Below are 25,564 nucleotides of genomic sequence, written 5' to 3'. Positions count from 1 at the left end.
GGATGGCGGCCCCGCGTAGGTGAGCGAGGGCCGCGGACATCACCGGACCAGGCGCGGCGCCCGGGAGCGTGACGGGAGAACCGCCCGCATGCTTGAGCCGATCGAACCCACTGAGGGCTCGGACAACAACACACCCAGCGACACCTTGCCGCCGCGCCGCAGGCGCCGTGCGGCGTCGCGGCCTGCGGGTCCGCCCGTGGGCGCCGCCGAGGGCGCCAAGGGCACCGAGGGAGCGGCACCGGCCATACCGGCCACCCCCGCCGCCGAAGCGCCCGCCGCGCCCGCCGCAGCCGTCGCTCCTGAGCCCGCACAGGCCGAGGAAGCCGCTCCGGCTCCGCGCCGCCGCCGTGCCACCCGCCGCGCCTCGGCTCCCGCCGGCGCGCCGCAGGGTGCCGAGACGGCCGCCGAAGCGCCGGCCGCCGAGCCCGCCGCGGCCGAGGCCGAGCCCGAAGAGACCACTGCGGCCCCGCGCCGCCGCCGAGCCACCCGCCGCGCCTCCGCGCCCGCCGGTGTCCCGCAGGCTGCCGAGGCCGCCGCCGAGACGCCCGTGGCCGCCGAGCCCGCCGCCGAGGAGCCCGCCGCCCAGGCCGCGCCCGAGGCGCAGCCGGAGTCCGGCGACGCCGCCCCGCGCCGTGCCCGCCGCCGTGCGACCCGTGGCTCGTCCGCGCCCGCCGCCGAGGCCGCCGCCCCCGAGACCGCCGAGGCTCCCAAGGCCGCCGAGCCCAAGGCCGCCGAGCCCCAGGCGGAGCCCGCCGAGGACGAGGCGCCCAGTGGCCGCCGTCCCCGCCGTGCCACCCGCAAGGCCGCCGCCGGATTCTCGGCGCCCGCCCCGACGCGGGCCCGCAAGGCGCGTGCCGGTGACTCCGACGAGGGTTCCGGACGCAAGCCGCGCCCCGCCGTCGCCGTCTTCCAGGCGCCGGTGTTCGCCGCGCCGATGTTCCAGACCCCGGAGAGCGCTGCCGCCGCTGCCGCCGCCGAAGCGGCCGACGAGCCCGCCGAAGAGGTCGAGGCCGAGGTCGAGCCCGTCGCCGCCGCACCGGTGGTGGAGGAGGAGACCGGAGGCCGCCGCCGCCGCAACCGCCGCCGGGGCGCCGAAGAGCAGCCCGCCGCCGAGCGCGAGCCCGCCAAGGCCGCACCGCAGCCCGCCGAGGCCGAGGCCCCCGCGGCCGAAGAGGCCGAGGACACCGCCGCGGAGAACGACGGCGACAACGACAACGACAACGACAACAACGACGACTCGGACGACTCCGGTGAGCGTCAGGGCCGCCGTCGCCGTCGTGGTGGCCGTCGCCGCCGCCGCGGTGAGTCCGCCGACGACAACGGCGACCAGCAGGACTCCGACGCCGACTCCGACACGGACGCCGCCGCCGACTCCGGCGAGTCCGCCGACGAAGCCGCCGAGCAGGCCGACGACGACGCCGACGACAACGGCTCGGGTGCCGGTTCCAGCAGCAGCCGTCGCCGCCGTCGCCGCCGCCGTCGCGCCGGTGACTCCGGTGAGGCCGAGAACACCGCGGACGGCGACCCGGAGCGTACGGTCGTCAAGGTCCGTGAGCCGCGCAAGAAGGAAGAGCGCGAGCTCGGCACGGGCGTCGACGAGGTCACGTCCATCAAGGGCTCGACCCGCCTGGAGGCCAAGAAGCAGCGCCGCCGCGAAGGCCGCGAGCAGGGCCGCCGCCGCGTCCCGATCATCACCGAGGCCGAGTTCCTGGCTCGCCGCGAGGCCGTCGAGCGCGTGATGGTCGTCCGCCAGAACGGCGAGCGCACCCAGATCGGCGTCCTCGAGGACAACGTGCTCGTCGAGCACTACGTCAACAAGGAGCAGGCCACCTCGTACGTCGGCAACGTCTACCTGGGCAAGGTCCAGAACGTGCTGCCGTCCATGGAGGCCGCCTTCATCGACATCGGCAAGGGCCGCAACGCGGTCCTGTACGCCGGTGAGGTCAACTTCGAGGCGCTCGGGATGGCCAACGGCCCCCGTCGCATCGAGTCGGCGCTCAAGTCGGGCCAGTCGGTCCTCGTGCAGGTCACGAAGGACCCGATCGGCCACAAGGGCGCCCGCCTGACCAGCCAGGTCTCGCTGCCCGGCCGCTACCTGGTCTACGTGCCCGAGGGCTCGATGACCGGCATCAGCCGCAAGCTGCCCGACACCGAGCGCGCGCGGCTGAAGACCATCCTCAAGAAGATCGTCCCCGAGGACGCGGGCGTCATCGTGCGCACCGCCGCCGAGGGCGCGAGCGAGGACGAGCTGCGCCGCGACGTCGAGCGTCTGCAGCAGCAGTGGGAAGAGATCCAGAAGAAGGCGAAGAACGGCGGCGCCGCGCCGACCCTTCTGTACGGCGAGCCGGACATGACCGTCCGTGTCGTCCGCGACATCTTCAACGAGGACTTCTCGAAGGTCATCGTCAGCGGCGAGGACGCCTGGGACACCATCCACGGATACGTCTCCCACGTCGCCCCCGACCTGGCCGACCGCCTGCAGCGCTGGACCTCCGAGGTCGACGTCTTCGCGACGTACCGCATCGACGAGCAGCTGATGAAGGCCCTGGACCGCAAGGTCTGGCTGCCCAGCGGCGGCTCGCTGGTGATCGACAAGACCGAGGCGATGATCGTCGTCGACGTCAACACCGGCAAGTTCACCGGACAGGGCGGCAACCTCGAAGAGACCGTGACGAGGAACAACCTCGAAGCGGCCGAGGAGATCGTGCGCCAGCTGCGCCTGCGTGACCTCGGTGGCATCGTCGTCATCGACTTCATCGACATGGTGCTCGAGTCCAACCGGGACCTGGTTCTGCGCCGGCTGCTCGAATGCCTGGGCCGTGACCGTACGAAGCACCAGGTGGCCGAGGTCACCTCGCTCGGCCTGGTGCAGATGACCCGTAAGCGGGTCGGCCAGGGCCTCCTGGAGTCCTTCTCCGAGACCTGCGTCCACTGCAACGGCCGCGGCGTGATCGTGCACATGGAGCAGCCGACCTCCGCCGGTGGCGGCGGCAAGCGCAAGAAGCGCGGCCGCGGTGGCTCCGAGCAGGGTCTGGAGCACACGCACGACCACGAGCACGAGCACGAGAGCACGGACGAGGTGGAGACCGAGTCCGAGGCCGAGGTCGCCGCGGAGGTCGCCGCCCCGGTGGCGCTTCCCGAGCCGGAGTTCGTGCCGGACGAGGACCTCTACAGCAGCGCGTCCGAGGCCGAGGCCGCGGCGTCCCGCGGTGGCCGTTCGCGCCGCAGGGCGACCCGTCGGGCCTCGGCTCCGGCCGGCGCCCCGAAGGCGGAGAGCGAGCCCAAGGCGGAGAAGCGCTCCAAGTCGCGGCGTGCCGCGACGGCCGAGGCTCCGGCGGCCGAGGACCCGGTCGTCGAGGCTCCGGCCGCCCCGGCCAAGGAGGAGGCCGCCCCGCAGCCCGCTCCCGTCGAGGCCGCCCCCGAGGCGCCCGTGGACGACGCAGCTCCCAAGGGGCGTACGCGCCGTCGTGCGACCCGCAAGGCGACGGCGCCCGCCGGTTCGCCGAAGGCCGCACAGAGTGCCGAGCCGGAGGCCGCCGAGGTGATCGTCACCGAGGCGCCCAAGGCGGAGCCCGTCGCCGAGCCGGTCGTGGCCGAGGCACCCGCCGAGGCTCCTGCCGACGCCGCCCCGGCCCGTCCGCGGCGCCGTGCGGTCCGCAAGGCCACCGCGCCGACCGCGTCCGCGGAGGCGGCCGTCACGGTCGTCCCGGCGGCCGAGAAGGCACCGGAGGCCCCGCAGGCCACGCAGAGCACGGAGCAGCCCGAGGCGGACGCCGAGGAAGCCGCTCCGGCCAAGAAGACGGCGCGTAAGACCGCCGCCAAGAAGACGGCCGCCAAGAAGGCCGCCCCCAAGAAGGCCGCGGCCAAGAAGACGGCCGCAAAGAAGACGACGGCCAAGAAGGCGTCGAAGACGACGAAGAAGACCGCCGCGGCGGAGCAGGCACCGTCCGGTGTCAAGGCCTCCGCGGCAGACGAGGGCTGACCTCCTCCTTCGTAGTCCGTACATATGACCGGGTGCCCCCGTCATGGTGATTTGGCCATGGCGGGGGCACCTGGCTGTTGGATCTCGGCGAAGTACCTGTAAAACTCATGCGGTTGGTGAAGGAGCACGCGGGTGTGGCGTCTGGGGAGACGTCCCGTCCGCGTCAGGGGAGGGATGGACGATGGCGCACGGTCGCCTGAGAGGCACGGGACGTCACCGTGCCGTGAAGCAGGCCAAGGGGGGTCGCCAGGCGATCGCCCTGGCGACGATCCTGTCGGCGACGGGGATCCAGACGGTCAGCGCCATGGGGACGGCGGGGGCGGCCGAGGGGGACCAGCCGTCCCTGGCCGAGGCGCCGATCTTCAACGATCCGCTGGGCACCCCCGAGCAGCAGTACGCGATACGGACGCGGCTGATCGAGCTGACGAACACCGCGGTGCCCGGCTCGACCATCAAGGTCGCGGTCTACCACGTGTGGGAGTCCCCGGTCGTGGACGCGCTCGTGGCGGCCAGGCACCGCGGTGTGCACGTGCAGATGGTGCTCGACGAGTCCACCAGGAGCGACCGCCCCACGAACACCGCGTACGGCAGGCTGGCGACGGAGCTCGGCACCGACCGGAGCAAGTCGTCCTTCGTGACGCTCTGCCCGGCGGGCAAGTCCTGCCTGGGCGATCCCGCGTACGGCAAGTCGATCATGCACAACAAGTTCTGGCTGTTCTCGCAGGTCGAGGGCGCCAAGGACGTCGTCGTGCAGACCACGTCGAACTCGACGCCCTCCGCGCACACGAAGTTCTTCAACGACGCGCTGCAGCTCCCGAACAACCCGACGATGTACGACGCGTACGCCGACTACTTCGCCGACATGATCGGCAAGGACTGGCGGAACTGGGACTACCGCACGGTCAGCGACGGCCTCTACAAGGCGTACTTCTTCCCGCGCTCCGGCACGGTCAACGAGACCGACACCATGTACTCGGTCCTGAACAACGTGCAGTGCAACTACCGGGACGCGGCAGGCGTGGCCCGGCACACGAACATCCGCGCCTCGATCTTCAAGATCACCCGGAAGCAGATCGCCGACAAGCTCGTCTCGCTGAAGAAGGCGGGCTGCACGGTAAGCATCGTCTACGCCGAGACCGACAGCGCCAAGAGCCAGGGCGGCTCCCCGGGCACCTGGGAGGCCCTGCACAAGGCCGGTGGCCCGACCATGCGGTGCTTCAACGACGACCGGGACCCGCTGCACCCCGGCACCAAGCTGGTGACGCCCTACATCATCCACTCGAAGTACCTGCTCATCGACGGCAAGTACGACGGCAAGCAGAACAAGCTCTCCTTCACCGGCTCGCAGAACTACACGGCGCCGGCGCTGCGCGAGAACGACGAGGCGATCGTCAAGGTCGACGACGACTCGGTGCACGACGCCTACCGCAAACACTTCGACCGCGTACGGACGATCGCGTGGCCCGGCAAGGCCGACGGCACCGACTTGTGCAAGGGCGTCAAGCCGCTGCCGCCGGACGGCGAGAAGCCGGTTTGACCCTTCCGGCCCAGCCCCGTAATCTTGACCGTCGGCGTGTCAGTAGGTACGCCCTACCCCTGTAAACCTGATTTCCTTCCGACGCCTGGCGTCCGGGAGAGGCCGACCGTGTCATGCGGGCGGCTGGACTGCGGGGGTCCCGTTCCGAGCGAAAGAGAGATCCGTGTACGCCATCGTGCGCAGCGGTGGTCGCCAGCACAAGGTTGCTGTCGACGACATCGTTGAGGTTGACAAGCTTCCCACCGCCAAGGTTGGCGACACCGTAGAGCTCTCTACGCTGCTCGTTGTCGACGGCGACGCCGTGACGAGTGACCCGTGGGTGCTTGCCGGTATCAAGGTCACGGCCGAGGTCGTGGACCACCACAAGGGTGCCAAGATCGACATCCTTCGTTACAAGAACAAGACCGGCTACCGCCGTCGCCAGGGTCACCGCCAGCAGTACACGGCGATCAAGGTCACCGGTATCCCCACGGCTGCGAAGTAAGGGACTGAGACAAGATGGCACACAAGAAGGGCGCATCGTCCACTCGGAACGGGCGCGATTCCAATGCTCAGCGGCTTGGTGTGAAGCGCTTCGGCGGTCAGACCGTCAACGCCGGTGAGATCCTGGTCCGCCAGCGTGGCACCCACTTCCACCCCGGCTCGAGCGTCGGCCGTGGCAAGGACGACACGCTGTTCGCGCTGGCCGCCGGTGCGGTCGAGTTCGGCACGCACCGTGGCCGCAAGGTCGTGAACATCGTTCCGGTCGCCTGAATCAGGCTTCCGTAGAACAGGTTCTTCGCGAGGGCGGACCTCACTTCCCTGCCGGGAAGCGGGTCCGCCCTTCGCGTGTTACACCTAGGGGCATTTCGCCCCTGACTTTCCCGCACGTTTCTGGAGGCACATCCCATGACCACCTTCGTGGACCGCGTCGAGCTGCACGTCGCCGCGGGTAGCGGGGGCCACGGCTGTGCCTCCGTCCACCGTGAGAAGTTCAAGCCGCTCGGCGGACCTGACGGCGGCAACGGCGGCCGTGGCGGAGACGTGATCCTGGTCGTCGACCAGTCGGTCACGACCCTGCTCGACTACCACCACTCCCCGCACCGCAAGGCCACCAACGGCGCTCCGGGCGCCGGTGACAACTGCTCCGGCAAGGACGGCCAGGACCTCGTCCTGCCCGTGCCGGACGGCACCGTCATCCTCGACAAGGACGGCAATGTCCTCGCCGACCTGGTCGGCCAGGGCACGACGTACGTCGCCTCGCAGGGCGGCCGCGGCGGCCTGGGCAACCGGGCACTCGCCTCCGCCCGCCGCAAGGCGCCCGGCTTCGCCCTCCTCGGTGAGCCCGGCGACGCCGGCGACGTTGTCCTCGAGCTCAAGACCGTCGCGGACGTCGCACTCGTGGGTTACCCGAGCGCGGGCAAGTCCTCGCTGATCTCGGTCCTGAGCGCCGCCAAGCCGAAGATCGCGGACTACCCCTTCACGACGCTCGTCCCCAACCTCGGTGTGGTGACGGCCGGTTCGACCGTCTACACGATCGCCGACGTACCGGGCCTGATCCCGGGCGCCAGCCAGGGCAAGGGCCTCGGCCTGGAGTTCCTGCGGCACGTCGAGCGGTGCAGCGTCCTGGTGCACGTCCTGGACACGGCGACCCTGGAGTCCGACCGCGACCCCGTCTCCGACCTCGACATCATCGAGGAGGAGCTGCGGCAGTACGGCGCGGGCCTGGAGAACCGGCCGCGCGTCGTCGTCCTGAACAAGATCGATGTACCGGACGGCCAGGACCTCGCCGACCTGGTCCGGCCCGACCTGGAGGCACGCGGCTACCGCGTCTTCGAGGTGTCGGCCATCGCGCACAAGGGGCTCAAGGAGCTCTCCTTCGCGCTCGCCGAGGTCGTGGGCGCCGCGCGTGCCGCGAAGCCGAAGGAGGAGGCGACCCGTGTCGTCATCCGTCCCAAGGCCGTGGACGACACGGGCTTCACCGTCAAGCTCGGCGACGACGGCATCTACCGCGTGCGCGGCGAGAAGCCGGAGCGCTGGGTGCGCCAGACCGACTTCAACAACGACGAGGCCGTCGGCTACCTCGCGGACCGCCTCAACCGCCTCGGCGTCGAGGACGGCCTGCTGAAGGCCGGCGCGCGCAGCGGCGACGGCGTGGCCATCGGCCCCGAGGAGAACGCGGTCGTCTTCGACTGGGAGCCGTCGGTGATGGCCGGCGCCGAGATGCTGGGCCGCCGCGGCGAGGACCACCGCCTGGAGGAGCCCCGTCCGGCCGCTCAGCGCCGCCGGGACCGGGACACGGAGCGGGACGACGTGGAGAAGGCGTACGACGACTTCGAACCCTTCTAGGCCGGATCTGGCGGGGCGACCCTGGCAGTGAGAAGGGCCCCCGGAGCTTTTGCTCCGGGGGCCCTTCGTGTTCTCTGCTACCTGCGGGTGCGTGGGGGCTGGTCGCGCAGTTCCCCGCGCCCCTTACGGGGCTAGGCCGTCACGGAGTCTTCCGCGCCGTTCTGCTCCGTCGGGTCGGACTCCATTTCCTCTGCCGCGTCCTGTGCCGCGCGCTGGCCGGGGATCTCCGCGTCGATGCGGGTGGCCATGCGCACGCGGCGTTCGTCGGCCTTGGCCGAGAGCGCGAGGGCCGCCTCATTGAAGCGGACCAGGGAGGGCGGGTCCGAGGGGCCCAGGAGGTGCTCCTTGAGGGCTGCGCGCGCCTCGGCGTGGGTGTCCTTCTCCGGGGAGCGGACGGCCTCCAGGAGCGCCGGGACGCCCTCGGCGGTCGGGGAGAGGATCGCTGCCGCGCTCACCGTCGGGAAGCCCGCGCGGAAGTCCGTCTCGGACATGCCGGACGTGTTGGCGACCGCGTACGGCTTCTCACTGGTCAGCCAGTCCGAGACGACCGAGGAGACGTCGCTGATCAGCAGGTCCGCCTGGTTGAAGCAGGAGAAGATCGCCGGGCGCGCGGTGGTGATGATCTGGTGCTCCCACTCGGGGAACGACGCCCAGTACGCCGCCTCCCACGCCGCCGTCGCCTCGGCCACGGCCACCTGCTGGTCGCCGTCCGGCGTGCCCTGGAGCATCATGCGCTCCATCTCGTCCACGCTCTTGCGGAACGCGGTCGAGGTCAGCCGGTCCAACTCGGCGGTGCTGCGCGACAGTTCGGCCAGGGCCTCCTGGCCGGGACGCTCGCCCGAACGCTTGACGGCGGCCTCGCGGATCATCGTCTTGATGCGCTCGTTGGCGGCGCCCGCGCGCGGGTCCTGCGAACCGGTCATCGGGTGCGGCTTGTAGACGAGCCGTACGCCAGGGTCGGCGAGGAGGTGGCGGACGATGTTCTCGCCCGCGAGGGTCACCGACGTGTTGCCGGGGTTGCCGTCCCAGCCCTCCCAGGTGGGGGCGTACAGCACGGTCGTGAACGCGCCGGTGGGCGCGCCCGTCGACGCCACGATCGGGGACAGCTGGGGGCGGCCGACCTCGACCACGTCCTTGTCCTCGACGCCGACGTCGGCGGCCTGGTAGCGGTCGCGCGCGGCGGGACCCGCCACCCACACCTCGTCGTACGCCTTCGCGTACGGGTTGCAGGAGGAGAGCTTGTCGCTCTCGCCGTGGTTGATGAAGGCGTGCTTGATCGTCGGGATGCGCAGGACCTGCGAGGTCTTCGCGGCGTTCGCCGGGTGCAGCATCATCTTCAGCGTCGAGGTCTCCAGGGAGAACATCGTCGCGACCTTCGGGAAGCAGATGATCGGGACGTCCGTCGCGTCGATCTTCTGCACCATGAACCGCTCACGCAGCACGATCAGCGGCTTGCCGTCGAGCTTGGAGAGTGTGGAGAGCCACATGTTCGCCTGGTACGCGGACGTGGCGCCGCCCGAGAAGTACATCGCGACGGACGGCTGGTAGTCGGCCAGCCAGTTGTCCAGCCACTCCATGACCTTCTCGTCGTTCTTCGCGCGCTTCTTCGGGAGCAGCCACGTGGCGAGGTAGACCGCGCCGAGGCCCATCAGGGCGATGGAGATCCCGAGGCCGATGCCGCCCCAGTACGCGTCCGTGGTGGCCGCGGTGACCAGCAGTCCCGCCGTGCCGGGGATCGAGAACGTGAGCAGGCGGTGGGCCTGGCGGCGCGAGAGGATCCGCGGCGGGGCCGCGGTCAGGTGCAGCGCGGACGCGTCGATGTTGCGCGTGACGATCGGCAGCTGGCGCGAGCGGCGCACCAGTATGGCGGTGGCCTGGCAGCCGAAGTGCAGGAAGTAGAACGCGAGCAGCGAGATCGTCAGCGGCGACTGCTCGGCCAGCGGCTCGATGCCGTCGATGCGCAGCAGGCCGACCAGGATCAGCATGTCGCGCAGGAGCTGCCTGACCGTGACATCGAAACGGATCTTGCCAAGGAGGGAGAGGAGCCCCGGCTGCTTGTACTGCAGATAGACGTCGAGCGCGAGGTTCGCCGCCGACGCGGCGACGAACACCGGTACGTACGGGACCAGAGCGCTGACGAGCTGGGCCGTGAAGAGCGCGAACATCGCGAACAGCGCGGAGAGCTGCACGATGCGGCGGGGTGCGAGTCCGGCAGAGGGCACGGGCTTGGGCTCCTGGCGGGGGATCGGGGGGATCGGATGGGGGGGAAAGAAGGCAAGGAAGGCAAGAAAAGCAAGGAAGACGAGGAAGTCGACCACTGACCGTATGACGTGCGGTGGCCCTGTAGCAATCTTCCGTGACGACAGTCACCGGATAAAGGGGCAAAGGTACTGAACCGGAAGGGTCAAAATCACCTCTGCGGGCGCGTGGTCCGCCCCTCGAAATGCGGGGGCACCCCGCCCCGGCACTCGCGTAGATTGGCTGGTCCGGCAGGGAATGGGATCTTCAGGATCAGTGGGGAAGTACGTGGCTGGGGCAAGGCAGGGCATCGCAGAGGCCCACAGGGTCGTCGTCAAGGTCGGGTCCTCGTCCCTGACCACCGCGTCGGGAGGCCTGGACGCCGACCGCGTTGACGCCCTCGTTGACGTGCTCGCCAAGAGCCGCAGCGGCGGCGAGCGCGAGATCGTGCTCGTCTCCTCCGGCGCCATCGCCGCCGGGCTCTCGCCGCTGGGCCTGCGCAGGCGCCCCAAGGACCTCGCGCGGCAGCAGGCGGCCGCCAGCGTCGGCCAGGGCCTTCTCGTGGCCCGCTACACCGCTTCCTTCGCGCGCTACGGCGTACGCGTCGGGCAGGTGCTCCTCACCTCCGACGACATGGCCCGCCGCGCCCACCACCGCAACGCGTCCCGCACCCTCGACCAGCTCCTCGCGATGGGCGCGCTGCCCGTCGTGAACGAGAACGACACCGTGGCCACGGACGAGATCCGCTTCGGCGACAACGACCGGCTCGCCGCCCTCGTCGCCCACCTCGTCCACGCCGACCTCCTCGTCCTGCTCTCCGACGTGGACGGCCTCTACGACGGCGATCCGGCGAAGCCCGGCAGCTCCCGGGTCTCCGAGGTGACGGGGCCCGCCGACATAGCGCACGTCCAGATCGGCAGCGCGGGCAAGGCGGGCGTCGGCACCGGCGGCATGGTCACCAAGGTCGAGGCCGCGCGGATCGCCGCCGCGGCCGGGATCCCGGTCGTCCTGACCTCCGCGAGCCACGCCGCCGACGCCCTCGCGGGCCGCGACACCGGCACGTACTTCCACCGCACGGGCCGCCGCTCCGCCGACCGGCTCCTCTGGCTCCAGCACGCCTCCGAGCCGCAGGGCGCGCTCACGCTCGACGACGGGGCGGTGCGCGCGGTCGTCGAGGGGCGCAAATCGCTGCTGCCCGCCGGCATCGCGGCGGTCGAGGGGGACTTCGCCGCGGGTGACCCGGTCGAGCTGCGGGACACCTCGGGGAAGGCCGTGGCGCGCGGTCTGGTGAACTTCGACGCCAAGGAGCTCCCGCAGCTCCTCGGCCGTTCCACGCGGGAGCTCGCAAGGGAGCTCGGACCGGCGTACGAGCGGGAAGTCGTGCACCGCGACGACCTGGCACTGCTGCACGACTAGTGCTCCGCAGCCCCGGTGGACCGCTCCCGTCCGCGTTTCTGTCGTCCCAGGAGTCACATCCGCCCCAGCGGTCCCCGGCCGAAAACAGGCGCGAACGCCGCGTTCCTCCCGGCCTCTGCGAGGTGAAACTCCCCAAAACCGCCCCGCGGGGGCGCTTGGCCTGCTCAACTTTGTTCCAGACACTTCCGCACGACCATTGCGTATCCGCACCACCATTGCGTAGAGGAGGCCGTCGTGAGACGAGTGCGCCCGGGAGCGTCGTCCCGCGCGTCGGCTGAGCGGTCCCTGACCAGCGTCGCCGCGGGGGCGACGTACACCGACACGCAAGCGGCGGGTGAGCAGGACGAGAGGCAGGAGGCCGAGACGGTGGAGGCGCCCCGTCTGTGGCACGTCACCCTGAGCGTCTCGGGGGCCGAAGCCCCGCTCAAAGAGGTCAGGCGTGGTCTCGAACAGCTCGCCCACGACCACCCCTTCCTGCTGACCAGCAGGTACGCCCCCGACCACGCGGAGATCCGGTACTGGGAAGAGGCCCGCGACCTGCACGACGCGGCCGCGGTCGCGCTCCGGCTCTGGGGCGAGCACCGGCAGAGCGCGAAGCTCCCGCCGTGGGAGATCGTGGGGCTCGAAGTGATCGACCGCGACACATACCACCAGCGGATCGCCGAGGGGTACGGCCCGCTGCCCGCGACCCCGGTGGGCGTGCACCCTTTTTGAGCCGTCGTGGGCACCGTGGTCTCGGCTGCTGAAACAGCGGGTGGACCGCGGCCCCTCCCCATTACGCTGCGGGCATGACGTCCCTCACGCCTCCGTTCTCGGGCTTGCCTTACGACAACCTCTCGCCCGTCGCCCAGGCCGCCTACCGCGCCCGTGGCGCCGCGGCGACGCTCGCCCCGCTGCCGCGCGCGGCCAAGGACGACGCGCTCCTGGCGATCGCCGACGCCCTCGAGGTGCGCACCGCCGAGATCATCGAGGCCAACGGCAAGGACACCGCCCGCGCCCGCGAGGCCGGGACGAGCGAGTCCGTCGTCGACCGTCTGACGCTCACCCCCGAGCGGGTCCGCGCCATCGCCGCCGACGTGCGCGACGTGGCCGCGCTGCCCGACCCCGTCGGCGAGGTCGTCCGCGGCTCGACCCTGCCCAACGGCATCGACCTGCGCCAGGTCCGCGTCCCCCTCGGCGTCGTCGGGATCATCTACGAGGCCCGTCCGAACGTCACCGTGGACGCCGCCGCCCTCTGCCTGAAGTCCGGCAACGCGGTGCTCCTGCGGGGCTCGTCATCGGCGTACGAATCGAACTCTGCGCTCGTGCGGGTCCTTCGCGACGCCGTCCACGGAGCGGGCCTGCCCGCCGACGCCATCCAGCTCGTACCGGGCGAGAACCGCGAATCCGTGCGCGAGCTGATGCGCGCCCGCGGCCTGGTCGACGTCCTCATCCCGCGCGGCGGCGCCTCGCTGATCAAGACCGTCGTCGAGGAGTCCACCGTCCCGGTCATCGAGACCGGCACCGGCAACTGCCACGTGTACGTGGACGCCGAGGCCGACCTGGACATGGCCGTCGACATCCTCATCAACTCCAAGGCCCAGCGTCCCAGCGTCTGCAACGCCGCCGAGACGCTCCTGGTGCACGCGGACATCGCCGACGCCTTCCTGCCGCGCGCCCTGGACGCCCTCGCCGAGGCCGGGGTCACTGTGCACGCCGACGAGCGGGTCATCCCGTACGCCGACGGATCGAAGGCCACCGTCGTCCCCGCGACCACGGAGGACTGGGAGACCGAGTACCTCTCGTACGACATCGCGGCGGGCGTCGTCGACTCCCTGGAGCAGGCCGTCGAGCACATCCGCCTGTGGACCTCCGGACACACCGAGGCGATCGTCACCACCTCGCAGCGGGCCGCGCGCCGCTTCACCCAGCTCGTGGACTCCACGACGGTCGCCGTGAACGCCTCCACGCGCTTCACGGACGGCGGCCAGTTCGGCTTCGGCGCCGAGATCGGCATCTCCACGCAGAAGCTGCACGCCCGGGGGCCGATGGGGCTTCCCGAGCTGACGTCGACGAAGTACATCGTCACCGGCGACGGCCACATCCGCTGAATTATCGCACGGGCCCAATTCCCGTACCGTCTGCCCAGATTGCCCCTTCCGGGTCTACGCTGGAAGGGTGCCGGAGGACGTGGGGGGCACGCCGTCGTTCCCTGACGGCTGGGAGCCCGACGACGACCACGACCGCGGGGGTGCGGACGAAGAGTTCGCCTCCGTGGTCTTCGACGAGGACTTCGTCAAGTCCGCCAAGATCCATGAACCCACCGCGGTGGAGCGGCTGTTGGCCGCCGCCCAGGCGCGCGCCGAGGCCTCCGAGGCCGAGAACCGCCGGGCCCGCACCCGCGGTCCGGGCCGTGACTCGCCGGAGGACGACCTCTACGACGAAGGCTTCGGACCGGACGACGGCGGCGAGTTCGGCCACGACCCGGACCTCGACGACGTGTACGAACGCGAGTTCACCGACGACGGGTACGGCAGGCGCGGGGGCTACGGAGGCCACAGCCGCTGGCACCGCCCCGTCGCCTGGATGCTCGCCCTCCTGATGGGCGTCGGCATGGTCGCGCTCGCCTTCACCGCGGTCTACCGAGGCGCGTCGTCGGGCCGTCAGGACCCGATACCGCCACCGGTGTCCACGGAGCCGTCGGCCTCCGCCGAGTACGGCCCGCCGGCGGTGTCAGCGACGCCCCGCGTCCCGTGAGAAGTTGTCAGAAGTTGTCGTGTACCAGGGCGTTTACCAAACGGCGCTGAGACCTACCCTGAAGGTATGGGCGGGCCAGGAGAACCACCCGAGGGGACGCCTGAGGGGACACCCGAGGGCGCTCCGGTCGGTGGTGAGGACGAGTACCGATCCGTCGTCTTCGACGAGTCGTTCGTCCGCGCCGCCCGGCTGCAGGAGTACTCCGCGCAGGAGCGCATGAGCGATCACACGCATGCGGTGCGCCGCAGGCCCGCACGCCACCGGCACTTCTCCAAACAGGCCGTGATCCTCGTCCTGCTGATCGCCGTCGCCTTCGGCACCGCGATCTACATGGGCGTACGCCATCCGTACCAGACCCCGGCCGCCCAGCGCCCCGAGCCGCTGCGGATGACGGTCATACCGCTGGCCCCGCCGGGACCCGTGCCCGGCGCCGAGAAGCCGGCCGAGCTGTACGCGCACAGCCCGGCCGCGCAGTTCCGGGTGGGCGCTTCGGGCATCAACCTCCCGGCGGCGCACCGCACTTCGCACTTCTCGGACGGCCAGGTGATGACCGCGCTGACCACCGCCAAGGACTACCTCGTCGAGTCCTCGCTCGACCCGGACGTCCTCACCGGCGGCGCCGTGCGCTCCGCGCGGGTCCTGCTCGACCCGCAGCAGCTCGACCAGTTCGACCGGAGCTTCGCGCACCCCGCCGCCGACGGGCGTCACGCGCCCACCGGCTGGCTGGTGCGCTTCGACCCGACGAAGACGGCCCTGGCGACGCCCGGCATCCGGGTCCACGGCACGCTGCACGTCACCGAGACGGACAAGAACACCATCGAGGTGACCTCGGACCACACCTTCGTCTACGCGCTGCGACCGGCCGGTCAGGGGGAGCACACCAAGGCCTCGCTGTTCACCGTCCGCCGCGAGCTGCAGTTCCGCTTCGACCGCGACGACCTGCGGATGCGCCAGGCCGAGCTGCTCGTGTCGTACATGCAGGCAGGACCGCTCGCCTGCTCCGCCGACGCGGCCAACCAGCTGCGGCCGCTGCTCGCGGGGCAGAAGGCGAAGGCGGGCGGCCCCGCGGGCACCGACCCGTACGCGACGGGGGATGCCACGGCGCTGTGCGGCTCGCTCTCGGCGACCGCCCAGCCTTCGCTCTGAGGGTTCTGAGGGCTCTTAGGGCTCTTAGGGTTACTTCTCCCCGGCTGCTTCTCCCCGGCTACTTCTCTTCGGTGGGGCCGCTGTCCTGGCCGCCCTGCCGGCCGTTCTGCCCGGTGAACTTGCCGCGCAGCTTGCCGCCCAGGTCGCCCGCGCCGCCCGCGATGTCGTTGACCAGCTTCATCAGCGGGTCCTTGCTGCTGCGCATGTCGTCCGCGTAGCTGGACGCCGACTGGCGGAAGGAGTCCGACACCGAGGTGTCACCGTCCTCGTCGCGGCGCGGGTAGTGGCCGTCCATGATCCGCTGGTAGTCGCGGCTCTCGGCCCACTTCTTCAGCTCGGCGGCGCGCACGGTGGTGAAGGGGTGGGTGCGCGGCAGCATGTTCATGATCTTCAGGACGGAGTCGCGCAGGTCGCCCCCGGCCTCGTACTCCTCGGCCTGCTCCAGGAACGCGTCCACGTTCATCTCGTGCAGGTGGTTGCCGCCCGCGATCTTCATCAGGCCGCGCATCGACGCCTTGAGGTCCTGGCCCACCAGGAGCCCGGCCCGGTCCGCCGACAGCTCGGACTTGCGGAACCACTCGCGCAGCGCCGTCACGATCGCCATGATCGCCAGGTTGCCGAGCGGGATCCAGGCGACCTTGAGCGCGAGGTTCGTCAGGAAGAGCAATATCGTGCGGTACACCGCGTGGCCGGAGAGCGCGTGGCCCACCTCGTGGCCGACGACCGCCCGCATCTCCTCCTCGTCGAGCAGCTCGACGAGCCCCGTGGTCACCACGATGATCGGCTCGTCCAGGCCGATGCACATCGCGTTCGGGTTCGGGTCCATGGTCACGTACATCGGCGGGACCTTCTCCAGGTCCAGGATGTAACAGGCGTCCCGCAGCATGGTGTTGAGGTGCGCGAACTGTGCGTCGGAGACCCGTACGGAGTCGGAGAGGAACAGTAGCCGCAGGCTCCGCTCCGGGAGCAGGCCGCTGAGCGCCTTGAAGACGGTGTCGAAGCCGCTGAGCTTGCGCAGGGCCACCAGGGCCGAACGGTCCGCCGGGTGTTCGTACGCCCGTGACGAGATGCCGGGGAAGCGCCTGCGCTGCCTGCTCGGCACGTTCTCGTGGCCGCCGTTCTCGTGGCCACCGTCCCGCCGGCCGTGGTCGTTGTCGTCGGTCATGCCCCATCCCCCATGCTCGTCCAGTCATGCCCCCGAGGTGGGTCCCAGCCTAGGCGGAGATACCGTGACAGGGCAGCACAGCGAATGGAGTCGCCCGTCATGGCCGTCATGGAGCACAGCGCCGCAGCCCACCACTGGGTCACGGAGGCGGCCGGTCTGGCCGCCAAGGAGCAGGGGGCGGGCAATCTGCTCCGCGTCGTGCTGATCGTCATGGTCGTCGGCTGCGTGCTCGTCGCGTGGTTCCTGCTGCGCGGCTACCGGCAGGGCGCCGACGCCGAGCGGGAGAACGCTGCCGCCGAGCGCCCCGGCGGGGGCGAACAGGACGACCGCGCGGACTCCAACAGCTGAGTCGGCGTGAGCTCTGCCGGTGCCCCCGCATACGATGGCCCGGACGTCTTTGTCCCGCCCACCTCCGGATAGGTCCTGCCGACGATGAGCCTCCACAGCACCGCCGCCCAGCTGGTCACTCTCGCCTCCGAGGGTGAGCACGGCGGCGAGCACGAAAGCCTCAGTCCTCTCCTCACCGGTGGTGGCGCGTTCGTCGCGCTGCTGCTGCTCCTCTGGATCACCACGCGCTTCAACCGGGACCGCTGAGCCGCACCGCTGGGCCGTCCCGCCGAACGCCCCGTTGAACGTCCCGCTGAACGGACACGGAAACAGCGCCCGTCGACCGGGCCGGTAGGGTCTGCACGCATGGGAGAGCAGGACATGCCTACCGGTCCCGGTACCGGCCCGGCCAGCAAGGGCAAGCGCCGCCTCGGAGTCATGGGCGGCACGTTCGACCCGATCCACCACGGACACCTGGTGGCGGCCCAGGAGGTCGCCGCGCAGTTCCACCTCGACGAGGTGGTGTTCGTGCCGACCGGGCAGCCGTGGCAGAAGAGCGACAAGACGGTGTCCCCGGCCGAGGACCGTTATCTGATGACGGTGATCGCGACGGCCGAGAACCCACAGTTCTCGGTGAGCCGCATCGACATCGACCGCGGCGGGCCGACCTACACGACGGACACGCTGCGCGATCTGCGCACGCTCAATCCCGACACGGACCTCTTCTTCATCACGGGTGCCGACGCGCTCGGCCAGATCCTCACCTGGCGCTACACCGAAGAGCTGTTCTCCCTGGCGCACTTCATCGGGGTCACCCGGCCCGGCCATACGCTGGCCGACCCGGGTCTCCCCGAGGGCGGTGTCTCGCTCGTGGAGGTCCCGGCCCTCGCCATCTCGTCCACGGACTGCCGTGCGCGGGTCTCCAAGGGGGATCCCGTCTGGTATCTGGTGCCGGACGGTGTGGTGCGTTATATCGACAAGCGCGAGCTGTACCGCGGCGATTGAGCCGAGAGGGGCACCGGTGAACGACCGACAGTACGACCCGTATGCGGGCGGCGACCCGTATGCGGGCGAGTACGCGGCTGATCAGTACCAGGTCGTCGGGTACGACGAGTATGGCCAGCCGGTGTACCAGCAGGTGCAGCCCTCGGCTTCGTACGACCAGTACGGGGCTCAGGCACAGCAGCAGGCCGCCCAGCACCAACAGGCCCAGCAGCCTCAGCAGCAGCAGCCGTCGCAGGGCTACGGCTACGACCCGTACGCCACGGGCACGGGGCAGCAGGCTCCTGTGCCGCCGTACGACTCCTCGTACGACGCTTCGTACGGCTCCGGTTCCTACGGGACGTACGACCAGCAGCCCCAGTCCCAGTCCCAGCCCCAGCCCCAGCCCCAGCAGCAGTACCAGCAGCAGGCCGCCCAGCAGACGCAGACCGGCTGGATCCCGCAGCAGTCGCGGCAGCCGGAACCGGAGGCGGAGCCGGAGCCGGAACCCGGGCCCCGGCGGCAGCAGGAGCGCGATCCCGCGTACGAGACGCAGCAGTTCTCCTTCATCGAGGAGCCGGACGAAGAGTCCGAAGACGTCATCGACTGGCTGAAGTTCACCGAGAGCCGCACCGAGCGGCGCGAGGAGGCCAAGCGGCGCGGGCGTTCCCGGGTCGTCGCGCTCGTCGTGGTGCTCGCCCTCGTGATCGCGGGCGGCGTCGGCTACCTCTGGTACGCGGGCAAGCTGCCCGGCCTCTCGGACGACGCGTCCGGCGACGCCGCCGCGGCGGCCGGACCGCAGAACCGCGACGTGATCGTCGTCCACCTGCACAACACCAAGGGCGGCGGCACCTCCACGGCGCTCCTGGTCAACAACACCACGACCAAGCGCGGCACCACCGTCCTGCTGCCCAACTCCCTCTCCGTGACGGACGACGACGGCGCGGGAACGACGCTGGGCAAGTCCGTCGACGACGACGGTTCGACCGGCACCCGGGAGTCGATCGACGGCCTGCTCGGCACCCAGGTCGAGGGCACCTGGCGGCTCGACACCCCGTACCTGAACAACCTCGTCGAGCTGGTCGGCAACATCGACGTCGACACGGACGCCGATGTGCCGGACCCCAAGGCCAAGAAGGGCCAGGCGCCCCTCGTGAAGAAGGGCGAGCAGCAGACCCTGAGCGGTCCGATGGCCGTCGCGTACGCCACCTACCGCGCGTCCGGCGAGTCCGAGACCGCGCAGCTCAACCGGTTCGGCCAGGTCATGCAGGGCGTCCTGCGCAAGCTGTCGTCCGACCCGCAGGCCGCGACGACCACCGTCCAGTCGCTCGCCCAGATCCTGGACCCCTCGCTCAAGGAGAAGGACCTCGGCGCCTTCCTCGCCAAGCTCGCCGACCGCGCGAAGGGCGGCGACTACTCCACGGAGCGGCTCCCGGTGCGGCAGGACGGCACGCTCTCGGAGCAGGCGGGCGCGAACGTGGTCAAGGAGGTCCTCGGCGGCGCGGTCAAGAACCCGGAGAAGGGCGCGGCCGTACGGGTCGGCGTCAAGAACGCCTCCGGGAGCAAGGGCGCGGGACAGGACGCGCGGATCTCGCTGGTCAACGGCGGCTACACCTTCGTGGACGGCGGCGCGGGCTCCACGGCCCAGGCCGCTTCCCAGGTCACGTACGCGGACGCGGCCAAGAAGACACAGGCCACCGAGGTCGCCAAGACCCTGGGGCTGCCGGACGGCGCGGTCCGCAAGGGCAAGACCGCACCGAACGCGGATGTGTCGGTCGTCCTCGGCCAGGACTACGACGCGGGATGACGCCGGGGTGACGCCACGGACCCGGCCGGGAGCCTTCCCGGCCGGGTCCTGCGGGGCTTTATCGGCGGGGTGACGCAGCAGACAGGGTGATCGAGCGATCGCCGGGAGTGCTGTCGGCGGTCCGTGAGACCCTTGGGGTGTCTTGACCACCTGAAGGAAAGCTCACTTGTGACCGCCACGGACCGCTCCATCGAGCTCATCAAGGCAGCCGCGCAGTCGGCCGCCGACAAGCTCGCGCACGACATCATCGCGTACGACGTCAGTGACGTGCTGTCGATCACCGACGCCTTCCTGCTCGCCTCCGCGCCCAACGACCGCCAGGTCAAGTCGATCGTCGACGAGATCGAGGAGCGGCTCAACAAGGAGCTCGGCGTCAAGCCGGTGCGCCGTGAGGGCGACCGCGAAGCCCGCTGGGTCCTCCTGGACTACGTGGACATCGTGGTGCACGTCCAGCACAGCGAGGAGCGTGTTTTCTACGCCCTTGAGCGCCTGTGGAAGGACTGCCCCGAGATCGACCTCCCCGCCGACGCCGTCGCGACCCGCGGCAAGGCCGCCGAGCACGCCGAACAGCGCGCTGCGGAGGAGGCGGCCGACCTGGACGGTGAGCTTCGGTGACCAACCGCGGCTGCCGGATCATCCTGTGGCGGCACGGCCAGACGGCCTGGAACCTGGAGCGACGCTTCCAGGGCTCCACGGACATCGAGCTGACCGACACCGGAATCTCGCAGGCCAGGCGCGCCGCCCGGCTGCTCGCCTCGCTGAAGCCGGACGCCATCGTGGCCTCCGACCTCAAGCGGGCGGCGGCCACCGCGAGTGAGCTCGCCGCCCTCACCGGCCTGGAGGTCACGCACGAGCAGGGCCTCCAGGAGACGTACGCCGGTGAGTGGCAGGGCCTGACGCACGACGAGATCATCACGCGCTTCGGCGACCAGTACACCGCGTGGAAGCGCGGCGAATCGGTGCGCCGCGGTGGTGGCGAGCTCGAGACCGAGGTCGCCGACCGGGCCGCGCCGATCGTGCTCGCCCACGCCGAGAAGCTGCCGGAGAACGGCACGCTCGTGGTGGTCAGCCACGGCGGCACGATCCGTACGACCATCGGCCGCCTCCTCGGCCTGGAGTCCCACCACTGGGAGGGCCTCGGCGGGCTCTCCAACTGCTGCTGGTCCGTGCTCGGCCAGGGCGCGCGGGGCTGGCGCCTGCTCGAGCACAACGCGGGCACGCTGCCGGAGCCGGTGCTCGGCGACGACGATTAGCCCTGGACGGGGCGGGTCGGGCAGCGGGCAGGAGAGCCGCTGGTCGGAGGGCCTGGGAGGGCCCGTCACCCGGATTTCACATTCCGGCTCGTCGCAGGCTAAAGTTCTTCTTGTTCGCCCGCCGAGCGGGACAGAACACACGCGGCTCAGCCGCGTGGCACGAGGGGCTATAGCTCAGTTGGTAGAGCGCCTGCATGGCATGCAGGAGGTCAGGAGTTCAATTCTCCTTAGCTCCACAATCGGGATCCCGTCCTCATCAGAGGGCGGGATTCCTGCGTTTCCGGGGGCCTGAGCGCACGGAGCTCGGCCGCCCTGCCGCGGCTCTCCTCGTCGTCCGGTGTGTACGCGACGATCCGGCACTCCGGCAGGCCGTTGATGGACAGCGAGACCGACGTCATCCGCAGCTCGCCGACCGCCTCGTGCCGGAACGTCTTCACGCGCGGCCCCGGCGGCGCCACGTCCCCGCTCTCCCACAGCTCGGCGAAGTGCGCGCTCGCGCCCGACAGGCGGCGTATGAAGCCCTCCCAGGCGGGCTCGCCGACGTGCCGTCCGTACGAACTGCGCAGTGTCGCCACCATCACCGGCAGCTCCTCGTCGCGGAAGACCAGCGGGCAGACGGGATCGGGCGCGATGAACAGGGTCCACAGCACGTTCGGAACGCCGAACGCCTCTATCTGCGGGACGAAGAAGAGATCCCGGTAGGCGGGGTTGGTGGCGAGGATGTCGTACCGCGCGTTGTAGACCACCGCCGGATGCGGGTCGAGGGCGTCGATGATGCCCTGGATCTCCGGGCCGACGGCCTCGGGGGAAGAGGTCTTGTGGTCCGGGGCGAACGGAACGTCGGCCAGGTGGTACAGATGCTCGCGCTCCACCCTGTCGAGGCGGAGCGTGCGCGCCACGGCGTCCAGGACCTGCGCCGACGCGTTGATGGGGCGGCCCTGCTCGAGCCACGTGTACCAGGTGACGCCGACCCCGGAGAGCTGGGCGACCTCCTCGCGGCGCAGGCCCGGTGTGCGGCGGCGCAGGCCCGGCGGCATGCCCACGTCGGCCGGCGTCACCCTGGCCCTGCGGCTGCGCAGGAAGGTGGCGAGCTCCGGCCTGCGTCGCTGAGTCGTCCCCATCGTCGTCACATCCCCCATCGTCGGTGCACGCCCCGAGCCGTGCCAGGTGCTGGCAGTACCAGCATCAGCGGGCTCTCGTTACCCGTACCAACTCGCCGTCACGCTCGGTGCCATGACAACGACCACCCCGTCCACCGCAGCGGATCCCGCTGGTTCAAGTCCTGTGTCCAGTAAAGCCCCCGGCACCGACAATCGCTCCGGGCGGCTCCTCGCGGTCGTCATCGCCGCACAGTTCATGGCGCTGCTCGACGTCTTCATCGTCAACGTCGCCGCACCCACCATCCGCGTCGAACTGGGCGCGTCGGGCGCCGGGTTGCAGCTGATCATCGCCGGATACACCATCACGTACGCCGTGCTCCTGATCACCGGAGCGCGGCTCGGCGACCGCATCGGCCACCGTCGCGTCTACCTCATCGGCCTCATGGTCTTCACCGCCGCCTCGCTGGCCTGCGGACTCAGCCGGGGGACGGGCGAGTTGATCGCCTTCCGGCTGCTGCAGGGCGCGGGCTCGGCGCTTCTCATCCCGCAGGTGCTCAGCCTGATCCAGCGCAACTTCACCGGAGAGGCCCGGACGAAGGCCCTCGGCGCGTACGCGGCCGTGCTCGCCGTCGGGGCCGCCGCGGGGCAGGTGCTGGGCGGAGTCCTGGTCAGCGCCGATCTGTTCGGCACGGGCTGGCGTCCGGTGTTCCTGGTGAACGTGCCGGTCGGGGTGGTCCTGCTGATCATGGCGCGGCGGGTGCTGCCGCGCGACGTCGTCCGCAAGGCGGGTCATGGGCAGCGGGGGCGTGGACTCGATCTGCCGGGGCTCGTGCTGCTGGGCGCGGCCGTGTCGCTGCTCACCGTGCCGCTCGTGCTCGGCCAGCAGGAGGGCTGGCCGCTGTGGTCCTGGCTCTCCCTGGGCTCGGCCGTGGCCGTCTTCGCGCTCTTCTGCGCGTACGAGTCCCGGCTCGCCCGCGGTGGCGGGGCGCCGCTGATCGCGCCGCGGGTCCTGCGCATCCCCGGCATGGGCCTCGCGGTCTTCCGGATCACCGCCGTGATGGCGGTCAACGCGGGCTTCCTGTTCGTGCTCACGCTGCACGTCCAGGGCGGCCTCGGCTACAGCGCGCTGCGCGCCGGCCTGACGTTCGCACCGACCGCGGTGGTCTTCGGCGCGGTCGGCCTGACCTGGCGCCGCTGGCCGGCGGCGGTCCAACGGGCACTCATCCCGGGCGGGTTCGTGCTCACCGCGGTGTCGGCGGTCGCGGTGGGGCTGCTGCTGCGGGACGGCGGGGAGGGCGGGCCGTGGCTGTATGCGGCCTTCGTGGGGATCGGCGCGGGTCTCTCCCTCGGGTTCAGCCCGACGCTCACCCGGGCGCTCTCCACGGTGCGGCCCGAGGACGCCGCGGACGCCAGCGGGCTCCTCTCGACGGTCGCTCAGCTCGGCCAGCTGATCGGTGTCGCGTGTTATGGCGCACTTTTCCTCAACCGGCTTGAGTCACAAGGGGCTCCGGGGGCGTATTCATCCGCGGACGCGCTGCTGGTGTGTGCTTATGCCCTGGCCGGGGCGGCCGCGCTGGGCGCCGTGTCCGGACTGGTACGACTGCGTCGCTGACCGGGTCGCTCAGGGCGTGGCAGAATCGGACAGCCGGAAGGGGACCGCACCAGATCACCGATTGTGACCCGACGGGAGGGAGAGCGATGCCTGCGAGCATCCCCGATGGGGCCGACCGCCCCGTCGCAGTGGCCGCGCCGTGCCGCGCTGCCGCTCCCTCCGCAGCGATCTCCCTCCTGTTCCGTCCGTCCTGCGGTTCGTCCCATGTCGCCCAGATGCTGGGTGACAACGGCGGTGTCTCGTACGTGTGCACGGCCTGCGGCCGCAGCTGGAGCTGATTGATGGGTGCACACAGGCGGAAGTGCGACTGGTGCGGCAGTGGTACGCCGATCGTCCGCGACATGGAACCGGTCAACCAGGACTACCAGTACTGGTGCGAGGAGTGCGCGCGGGCGCTGATCATAAAGGGCGACCCCATCGAGACGTACCGCGAGCTCGAAGGGGAGCCGATCTATGGCCGGCTGCTCGACGAACACTGCACGCTCAAGCGCTTCTACTCCTTCGCCACGGCCTGATCCCGTGTGACCCACGGGCGGGGCAGTCCTTGCAGGAGGAACGCGAAAGCGGTCCCCACGTAGAGGGCGGACAGCGTCATCTCGCCATAATTCTGGCCGAGTTCAAGCCGTCCCACGCCGTGCGGGACCCACCACAGGGCGTACGAACAGAAGACGAGGACGACGGAGCCGGTGCCCGCCCACCGGGCCCGGCCGCCCCGGCGCGCCGCGTCCGTCCACACGAGCAGCGCCATCGGCACGCACCACACCCAGTGGTGCGACCACGACACCGGGCTGACCAGGAGCGCCGTCGCCGCGCAGCTCACCGCGGCTCGGCCACGCTCCCCGCGCAGGGCCGCGCGCACCGCGACCGTGAGCCCGAGCACACCGGCCGCCGCCGCGGCCAGCGCCCACCAGATGCCGGGCTCGGCGGTGTGCAGGAGCCGGGCGAGAACCCCGCGCAGCGACTGGTTCGCGGTGTCTTCGGGGAGCCCGACCCGGCCCGCCTCGAAGACCATCCGGGTCCAGAAGCGCCGGGAGTCGTAGGGCAGGGCAACAGCCGCGAGCAGCGTCGCACCGGCGAACGAGACGGCCGCCACGCACGCGTGGCGCGTGGGTGCGCGCCAAGGCCCGCGCCGCGCGGCCTCGGCGGCGCCGGTGAGCAGCAGGAACACCACGAAGAGCGCGGGCGTGAGCTTGATCGCCGCCGCGATGCCGATGCCCAGGCCCGCCCAGCGGTGGCCGGGGCGCCGTGACAGGTCCCACAGGACCAGGACGGCGAGCAGCAGATTGATCTGGCCGTAGCGAAGGGTCGTCCACACCGGCTCGGCCCAGACCGCGAGGGCGGACACCCACAGGGCGCTCTCCACGCGCGCGTGCCCGACGGCCCAGAGGGGTCCGACGCCCGGGACGGGACCGACGAGCCGGAGAGCGAGGTGCGTGAAGGACACCAGGAGGAGCAGGTTCCCCAGCGTCGCCAGCGTGCGCATGTCCGCCGTGTCCAGGAGCGTCAGCGGCGTGAACAGCAGGGCGGCGAACGGCGGGTAGGTGGTGGGCAGATGGGCCTCGGTGGTGCGAAGCGCGTAGAGATCGCCGCCCGCGCGCACGGTCTCGCCCTCGGCGCGGTAGACCATCAGGTCGATCATCGAGACGTCCGCGGCACGCTGCGCGAACCAGAAGGCCGTGAAGGAGAGCAGGCACACCCCGGCGGCGAGGGGCACGCGGCGGCGGGCGCCGACAAGCGCGATCACGGTCACGAAGGCTGACAGTACCGGCCGTATCCGTACAGACCGGAAACGATTTGGTGGAGCACGGGGAGGACCGTGTAATGTTGGCGGAGCCGCCGGGGAAACCGGGCGGACAGGCAAGGGGCTATAGCTCAGTTGGTAGAGCGCCTGCATGGCATGCAGGAGGTCAGGAGTTCAATTCTCCTTAGCTCCACA

23 protein-coding genes and 2 tRNA genes are annotated in these 25,564 nt (G+C 70.9%); 21 read left to right on the top strand and 4 right to left on the bottom strand.

Translation table 11 applies throughout. From position 1 onward, the window contains the following. The first annotated feature begins 88 nt into the window (after positions 1–88). From ACFUPX_RS07130 to obgE, 5 genes are all read left to right on the top strand, one after another. The gene (locus ACFUPX_RS07130) at positions 89–3,982 is read left to right on the top strand and encodes a ribonuclease E/G (protein ID WP_383317333.1); all 3,894 of its coding nucleotides are present in this window, start codon (positions 89–91) and stop codon (positions 3,980–3,982) included. A 181-nt stretch (positions 3,983–4,163) separates the two neighbouring features. Beyond that, positions 4,164–5,519, top strand: a complete 1,356-nt coding sequence (locus ACFUPX_RS07125) for a phospholipase D-like domain-containing protein (protein WP_383317330.1) — start codon at positions 4,164–4,166, stop codon at positions 5,517–5,519. 163 nt (positions 5,520–5,682) lie between these two features. Then, positions 5,683–6,003, top strand: a complete 321-nt coding sequence (gene rplU / locus ACFUPX_RS07120; protein ID WP_160505004.1) for a 50S ribosomal protein L21 — start codon at positions 5,683–5,685, stop codon at positions 6,001–6,003. 14 nt (positions 6,004–6,017) lie between these two features. Further along, complete coding sequence (rpmA, locus tag ACFUPX_RS07115) at positions 6,018–6,272, top strand: 50S ribosomal protein L27 (protein ID WP_160505003.1); 255 nt, start codon at positions 6,018–6,020, stop codon at positions 6,270–6,272. A gap of 135 nt (positions 6,273–6,407) precedes the next feature. Further along, entirely contained in the window at positions 6,408–7,847 is a 1,440-nt protein-coding gene (gene obgE / locus ACFUPX_RS07110; RefSeq protein ID WP_383317325.1) for a GTPase ObgE, read from the top strand. A 131-nt stretch (positions 7,848–7,978) separates the two neighbouring features. On the opposite strand, the gene ACFUPX_RS07105 is transcribed toward obgE, so the two are convergent. Beyond that, positions 7,979–10,069, bottom strand: a complete 2,091-nt coding sequence (locus ACFUPX_RS07105) for a hypothetical protein (protein WP_383317321.1) — start codon at positions 10,067–10,069, stop codon at positions 7,979–7,981. A gap of 304 nt (positions 10,070–10,373) precedes the next feature. On the opposite strand from ACFUPX_RS07105, the gene proB reads away from it, so the two are divergent. The 5 genes from proB (at position 10,374) to ACFUPX_RS07080 (ending at position 15,383) form a co-directional block, all read left to right on the top strand. Further along, on the top strand, positions 10,374–11,501 hold the full coding sequence (proB, locus tag ACFUPX_RS07100; protein ID WP_383317317.1) for a glutamate 5-kinase: 1,128 nt from the start codon (positions 10,374–10,376) through the stop codon (positions 11,499–11,501). Between the two features lie 234 nt (positions 11,502–11,735). Next, on the top strand, positions 11,736–12,215 hold the full coding sequence (locus ACFUPX_RS07095; RefSeq protein WP_383317314.1) for a hypothetical protein: 480 nt from the start codon (positions 11,736–11,738) through the stop codon (positions 12,213–12,215). 74 nt (positions 12,216–12,289) lie between these two features. Next, positions 12,290–13,591 carry a glutamate-5-semialdehyde dehydrogenase gene (locus ACFUPX_RS07090; RefSeq protein ID WP_383317311.1) on the top strand — a complete coding sequence of 434 codons (1,302 nt, stop codon included), beginning with the start codon at positions 12,290–12,292 and terminating at the stop codon, positions 13,589–13,591. 67 nt (positions 13,592–13,658) lie between these two features. Continuing rightward, positions 13,659–14,237, top strand: coding sequence for a hypothetical protein (locus ACFUPX_RS07085; RefSeq protein ID WP_383317306.1), 579 nt, complete (start codon positions 13,659–13,661; stop codon positions 14,235–14,237). A 66-nt stretch (positions 14,238–14,303) separates the two neighbouring features. After that, complete coding sequence (locus ACFUPX_RS07080) at positions 14,304–15,383, top strand: hypothetical protein (RefSeq protein ID WP_383317304.1); 1,080 nt, start codon at positions 14,304–14,306, stop codon at positions 15,381–15,383. Between the two features lie 58 nt (positions 15,384–15,441). On the opposite strand, the gene ACFUPX_RS07075 is transcribed toward ACFUPX_RS07080, so the two are convergent. Then, positions 15,442–16,548, bottom strand: coding sequence for a M48 family metallopeptidase (locus ACFUPX_RS07075; RefSeq protein ID WP_383317299.1), 1,107 nt, complete (start codon positions 16,546–16,548; stop codon positions 15,442–15,444). Positions 16,549–16,647: 99 nt separating this feature from the next. Between ACFUPX_RS07075 and ACFUPX_RS07070 the strand changes: the two genes are divergently transcribed. The 7 genes from ACFUPX_RS07070 to ACFUPX_RS07040 all read left to right on the top strand — a co-directional run bounded on the left by ACFUPX_RS07070 (position 16,648) and on the right by ACFUPX_RS07040 (position 21,152). Then, a complete protein-coding gene (locus tag ACFUPX_RS07070) occupies positions 16,648–16,896 on the top strand; it encodes a hypothetical protein (RefSeq protein ID WP_383317519.1) in 249 nt (82 codons plus the stop codon). Between the two features lie 84 nt (positions 16,897–16,980). After that, entirely contained in the window at positions 16,981–17,142 is a 162-nt protein-coding gene (locus tag ACFUPX_RS07065) for a hypothetical protein (protein WP_383317296.1), read from the top strand. A gap of 99 nt (positions 17,143–17,241) precedes the next feature. Then, positions 17,242–17,880, top strand: coding sequence for a nicotinate-nucleotide adenylyltransferase (nadD, locus tag ACFUPX_RS07060; RefSeq protein WP_383317294.1), 639 nt, complete (start codon positions 17,242–17,244; stop codon positions 17,878–17,880). A gap of 16 nt (positions 17,881–17,896) precedes the next feature. Then, entirely contained in the window at positions 17,897–19,663 is a 1,767-nt protein-coding gene (locus tag ACFUPX_RS07055; protein WP_383317291.1) for an LCP family protein, read from the top strand. Between the two features lie 168 nt (positions 19,664–19,831). Then, entirely contained in the window at positions 19,832–20,278 is a 447-nt protein-coding gene (gene rsfS / locus ACFUPX_RS07050) for a ribosome silencing factor (protein ID WP_383317288.1), read from the top strand. Then, a complete protein-coding gene (locus tag ACFUPX_RS07045) occupies positions 20,275–20,916 on the top strand; it encodes a histidine phosphatase family protein (protein ID WP_383317285.1) in 642 nt (213 codons plus the stop codon). Before rsfS ends, ACFUPX_RS07045 begins: the two co-directional genes overlap by 4 nt. Positions 20,917–21,079: 163 nt before the next feature. Then, positions 21,080–21,152, top strand: a tRNA-Ala gene (locus tag ACFUPX_RS07040). Here the strand turns inward: ACFUPX_RS07040 and ACFUPX_RS07035 are convergent. Next, positions 21,144–22,055, bottom strand: a complete 912-nt coding sequence (locus ACFUPX_RS07035; RefSeq protein WP_383317282.1) for a helix-turn-helix transcriptional regulator — start codon at positions 22,053–22,055, stop codon at positions 21,144–21,146. The genes ACFUPX_RS07040 and ACFUPX_RS07035 overlap by 9 nt on opposite strands. A 94-nt stretch (positions 22,056–22,149) precedes the next feature. Between ACFUPX_RS07035 and ACFUPX_RS07030 the strand changes: the two genes are divergently transcribed. The 3 genes from ACFUPX_RS07030 (at position 22,150) to ACFUPX_RS07020 (ending at position 24,143) form a co-directional block, all read left to right on the top strand. Continuing rightward, complete coding sequence (locus tag ACFUPX_RS07030; protein ID WP_383317279.1) at positions 22,150–23,628, top strand: MFS transporter; 1,479 nt, start codon at positions 22,150–22,152, stop codon at positions 23,626–23,628. Between the two features lie 86 nt (positions 23,629–23,714). Then, positions 23,715–23,906 (top strand): hypothetical protein, encoded by a 192-nt coding sequence (locus ACFUPX_RS07025; RefSeq protein WP_383317275.1) that lies wholly within the window; start codon positions 23,715–23,717, stop codon positions 23,904–23,906. Between the two features lie 3 nt (positions 23,907–23,909). Further along, on the top strand, positions 23,910–24,143 hold the full coding sequence (locus ACFUPX_RS07020) for a hypothetical protein (RefSeq protein WP_006137425.1): 234 nt from the start codon (positions 23,910–23,912) through the stop codon (positions 24,141–24,143). On the opposite strand, the gene ACFUPX_RS07015 is transcribed toward ACFUPX_RS07020, so the two are convergent. Beyond that, positions 24,122–25,378 carry a glycosyltransferase 87 family protein gene (locus tag ACFUPX_RS07015; protein ID WP_383317271.1) on the bottom strand — a complete coding sequence of 419 codons (1,257 nt, stop codon included), beginning with the start codon at positions 25,376–25,378 and terminating at the stop codon, positions 24,122–24,124. The genes ACFUPX_RS07020 and ACFUPX_RS07015 overlap by 22 nt on opposite strands. Before the next feature lie 111 nt (positions 25,379–25,489). Here ACFUPX_RS07015 and ACFUPX_RS07010 point away from each other — a divergent pair. Further along, positions 25,490–25,562: transfer RNA gene (locus ACFUPX_RS07010), tRNA-Ala, on the top strand. Positions 25,563–25,564: the final 2 nt, after the last annotated feature.

Origin of the sequence: Streptomyces sp. NPDC057302 (genome assembly GCF_042667685.1) — a bacterium.
Lineage (GTDB): Bacteria > Actinomycetota > Actinomycetes > Streptomycetales > Streptomycetaceae > Streptomyces.
Note: the sequence above shows the minus strand (reverse complement) of the source record. Positions and strands in the feature narration are given on the sequence as shown.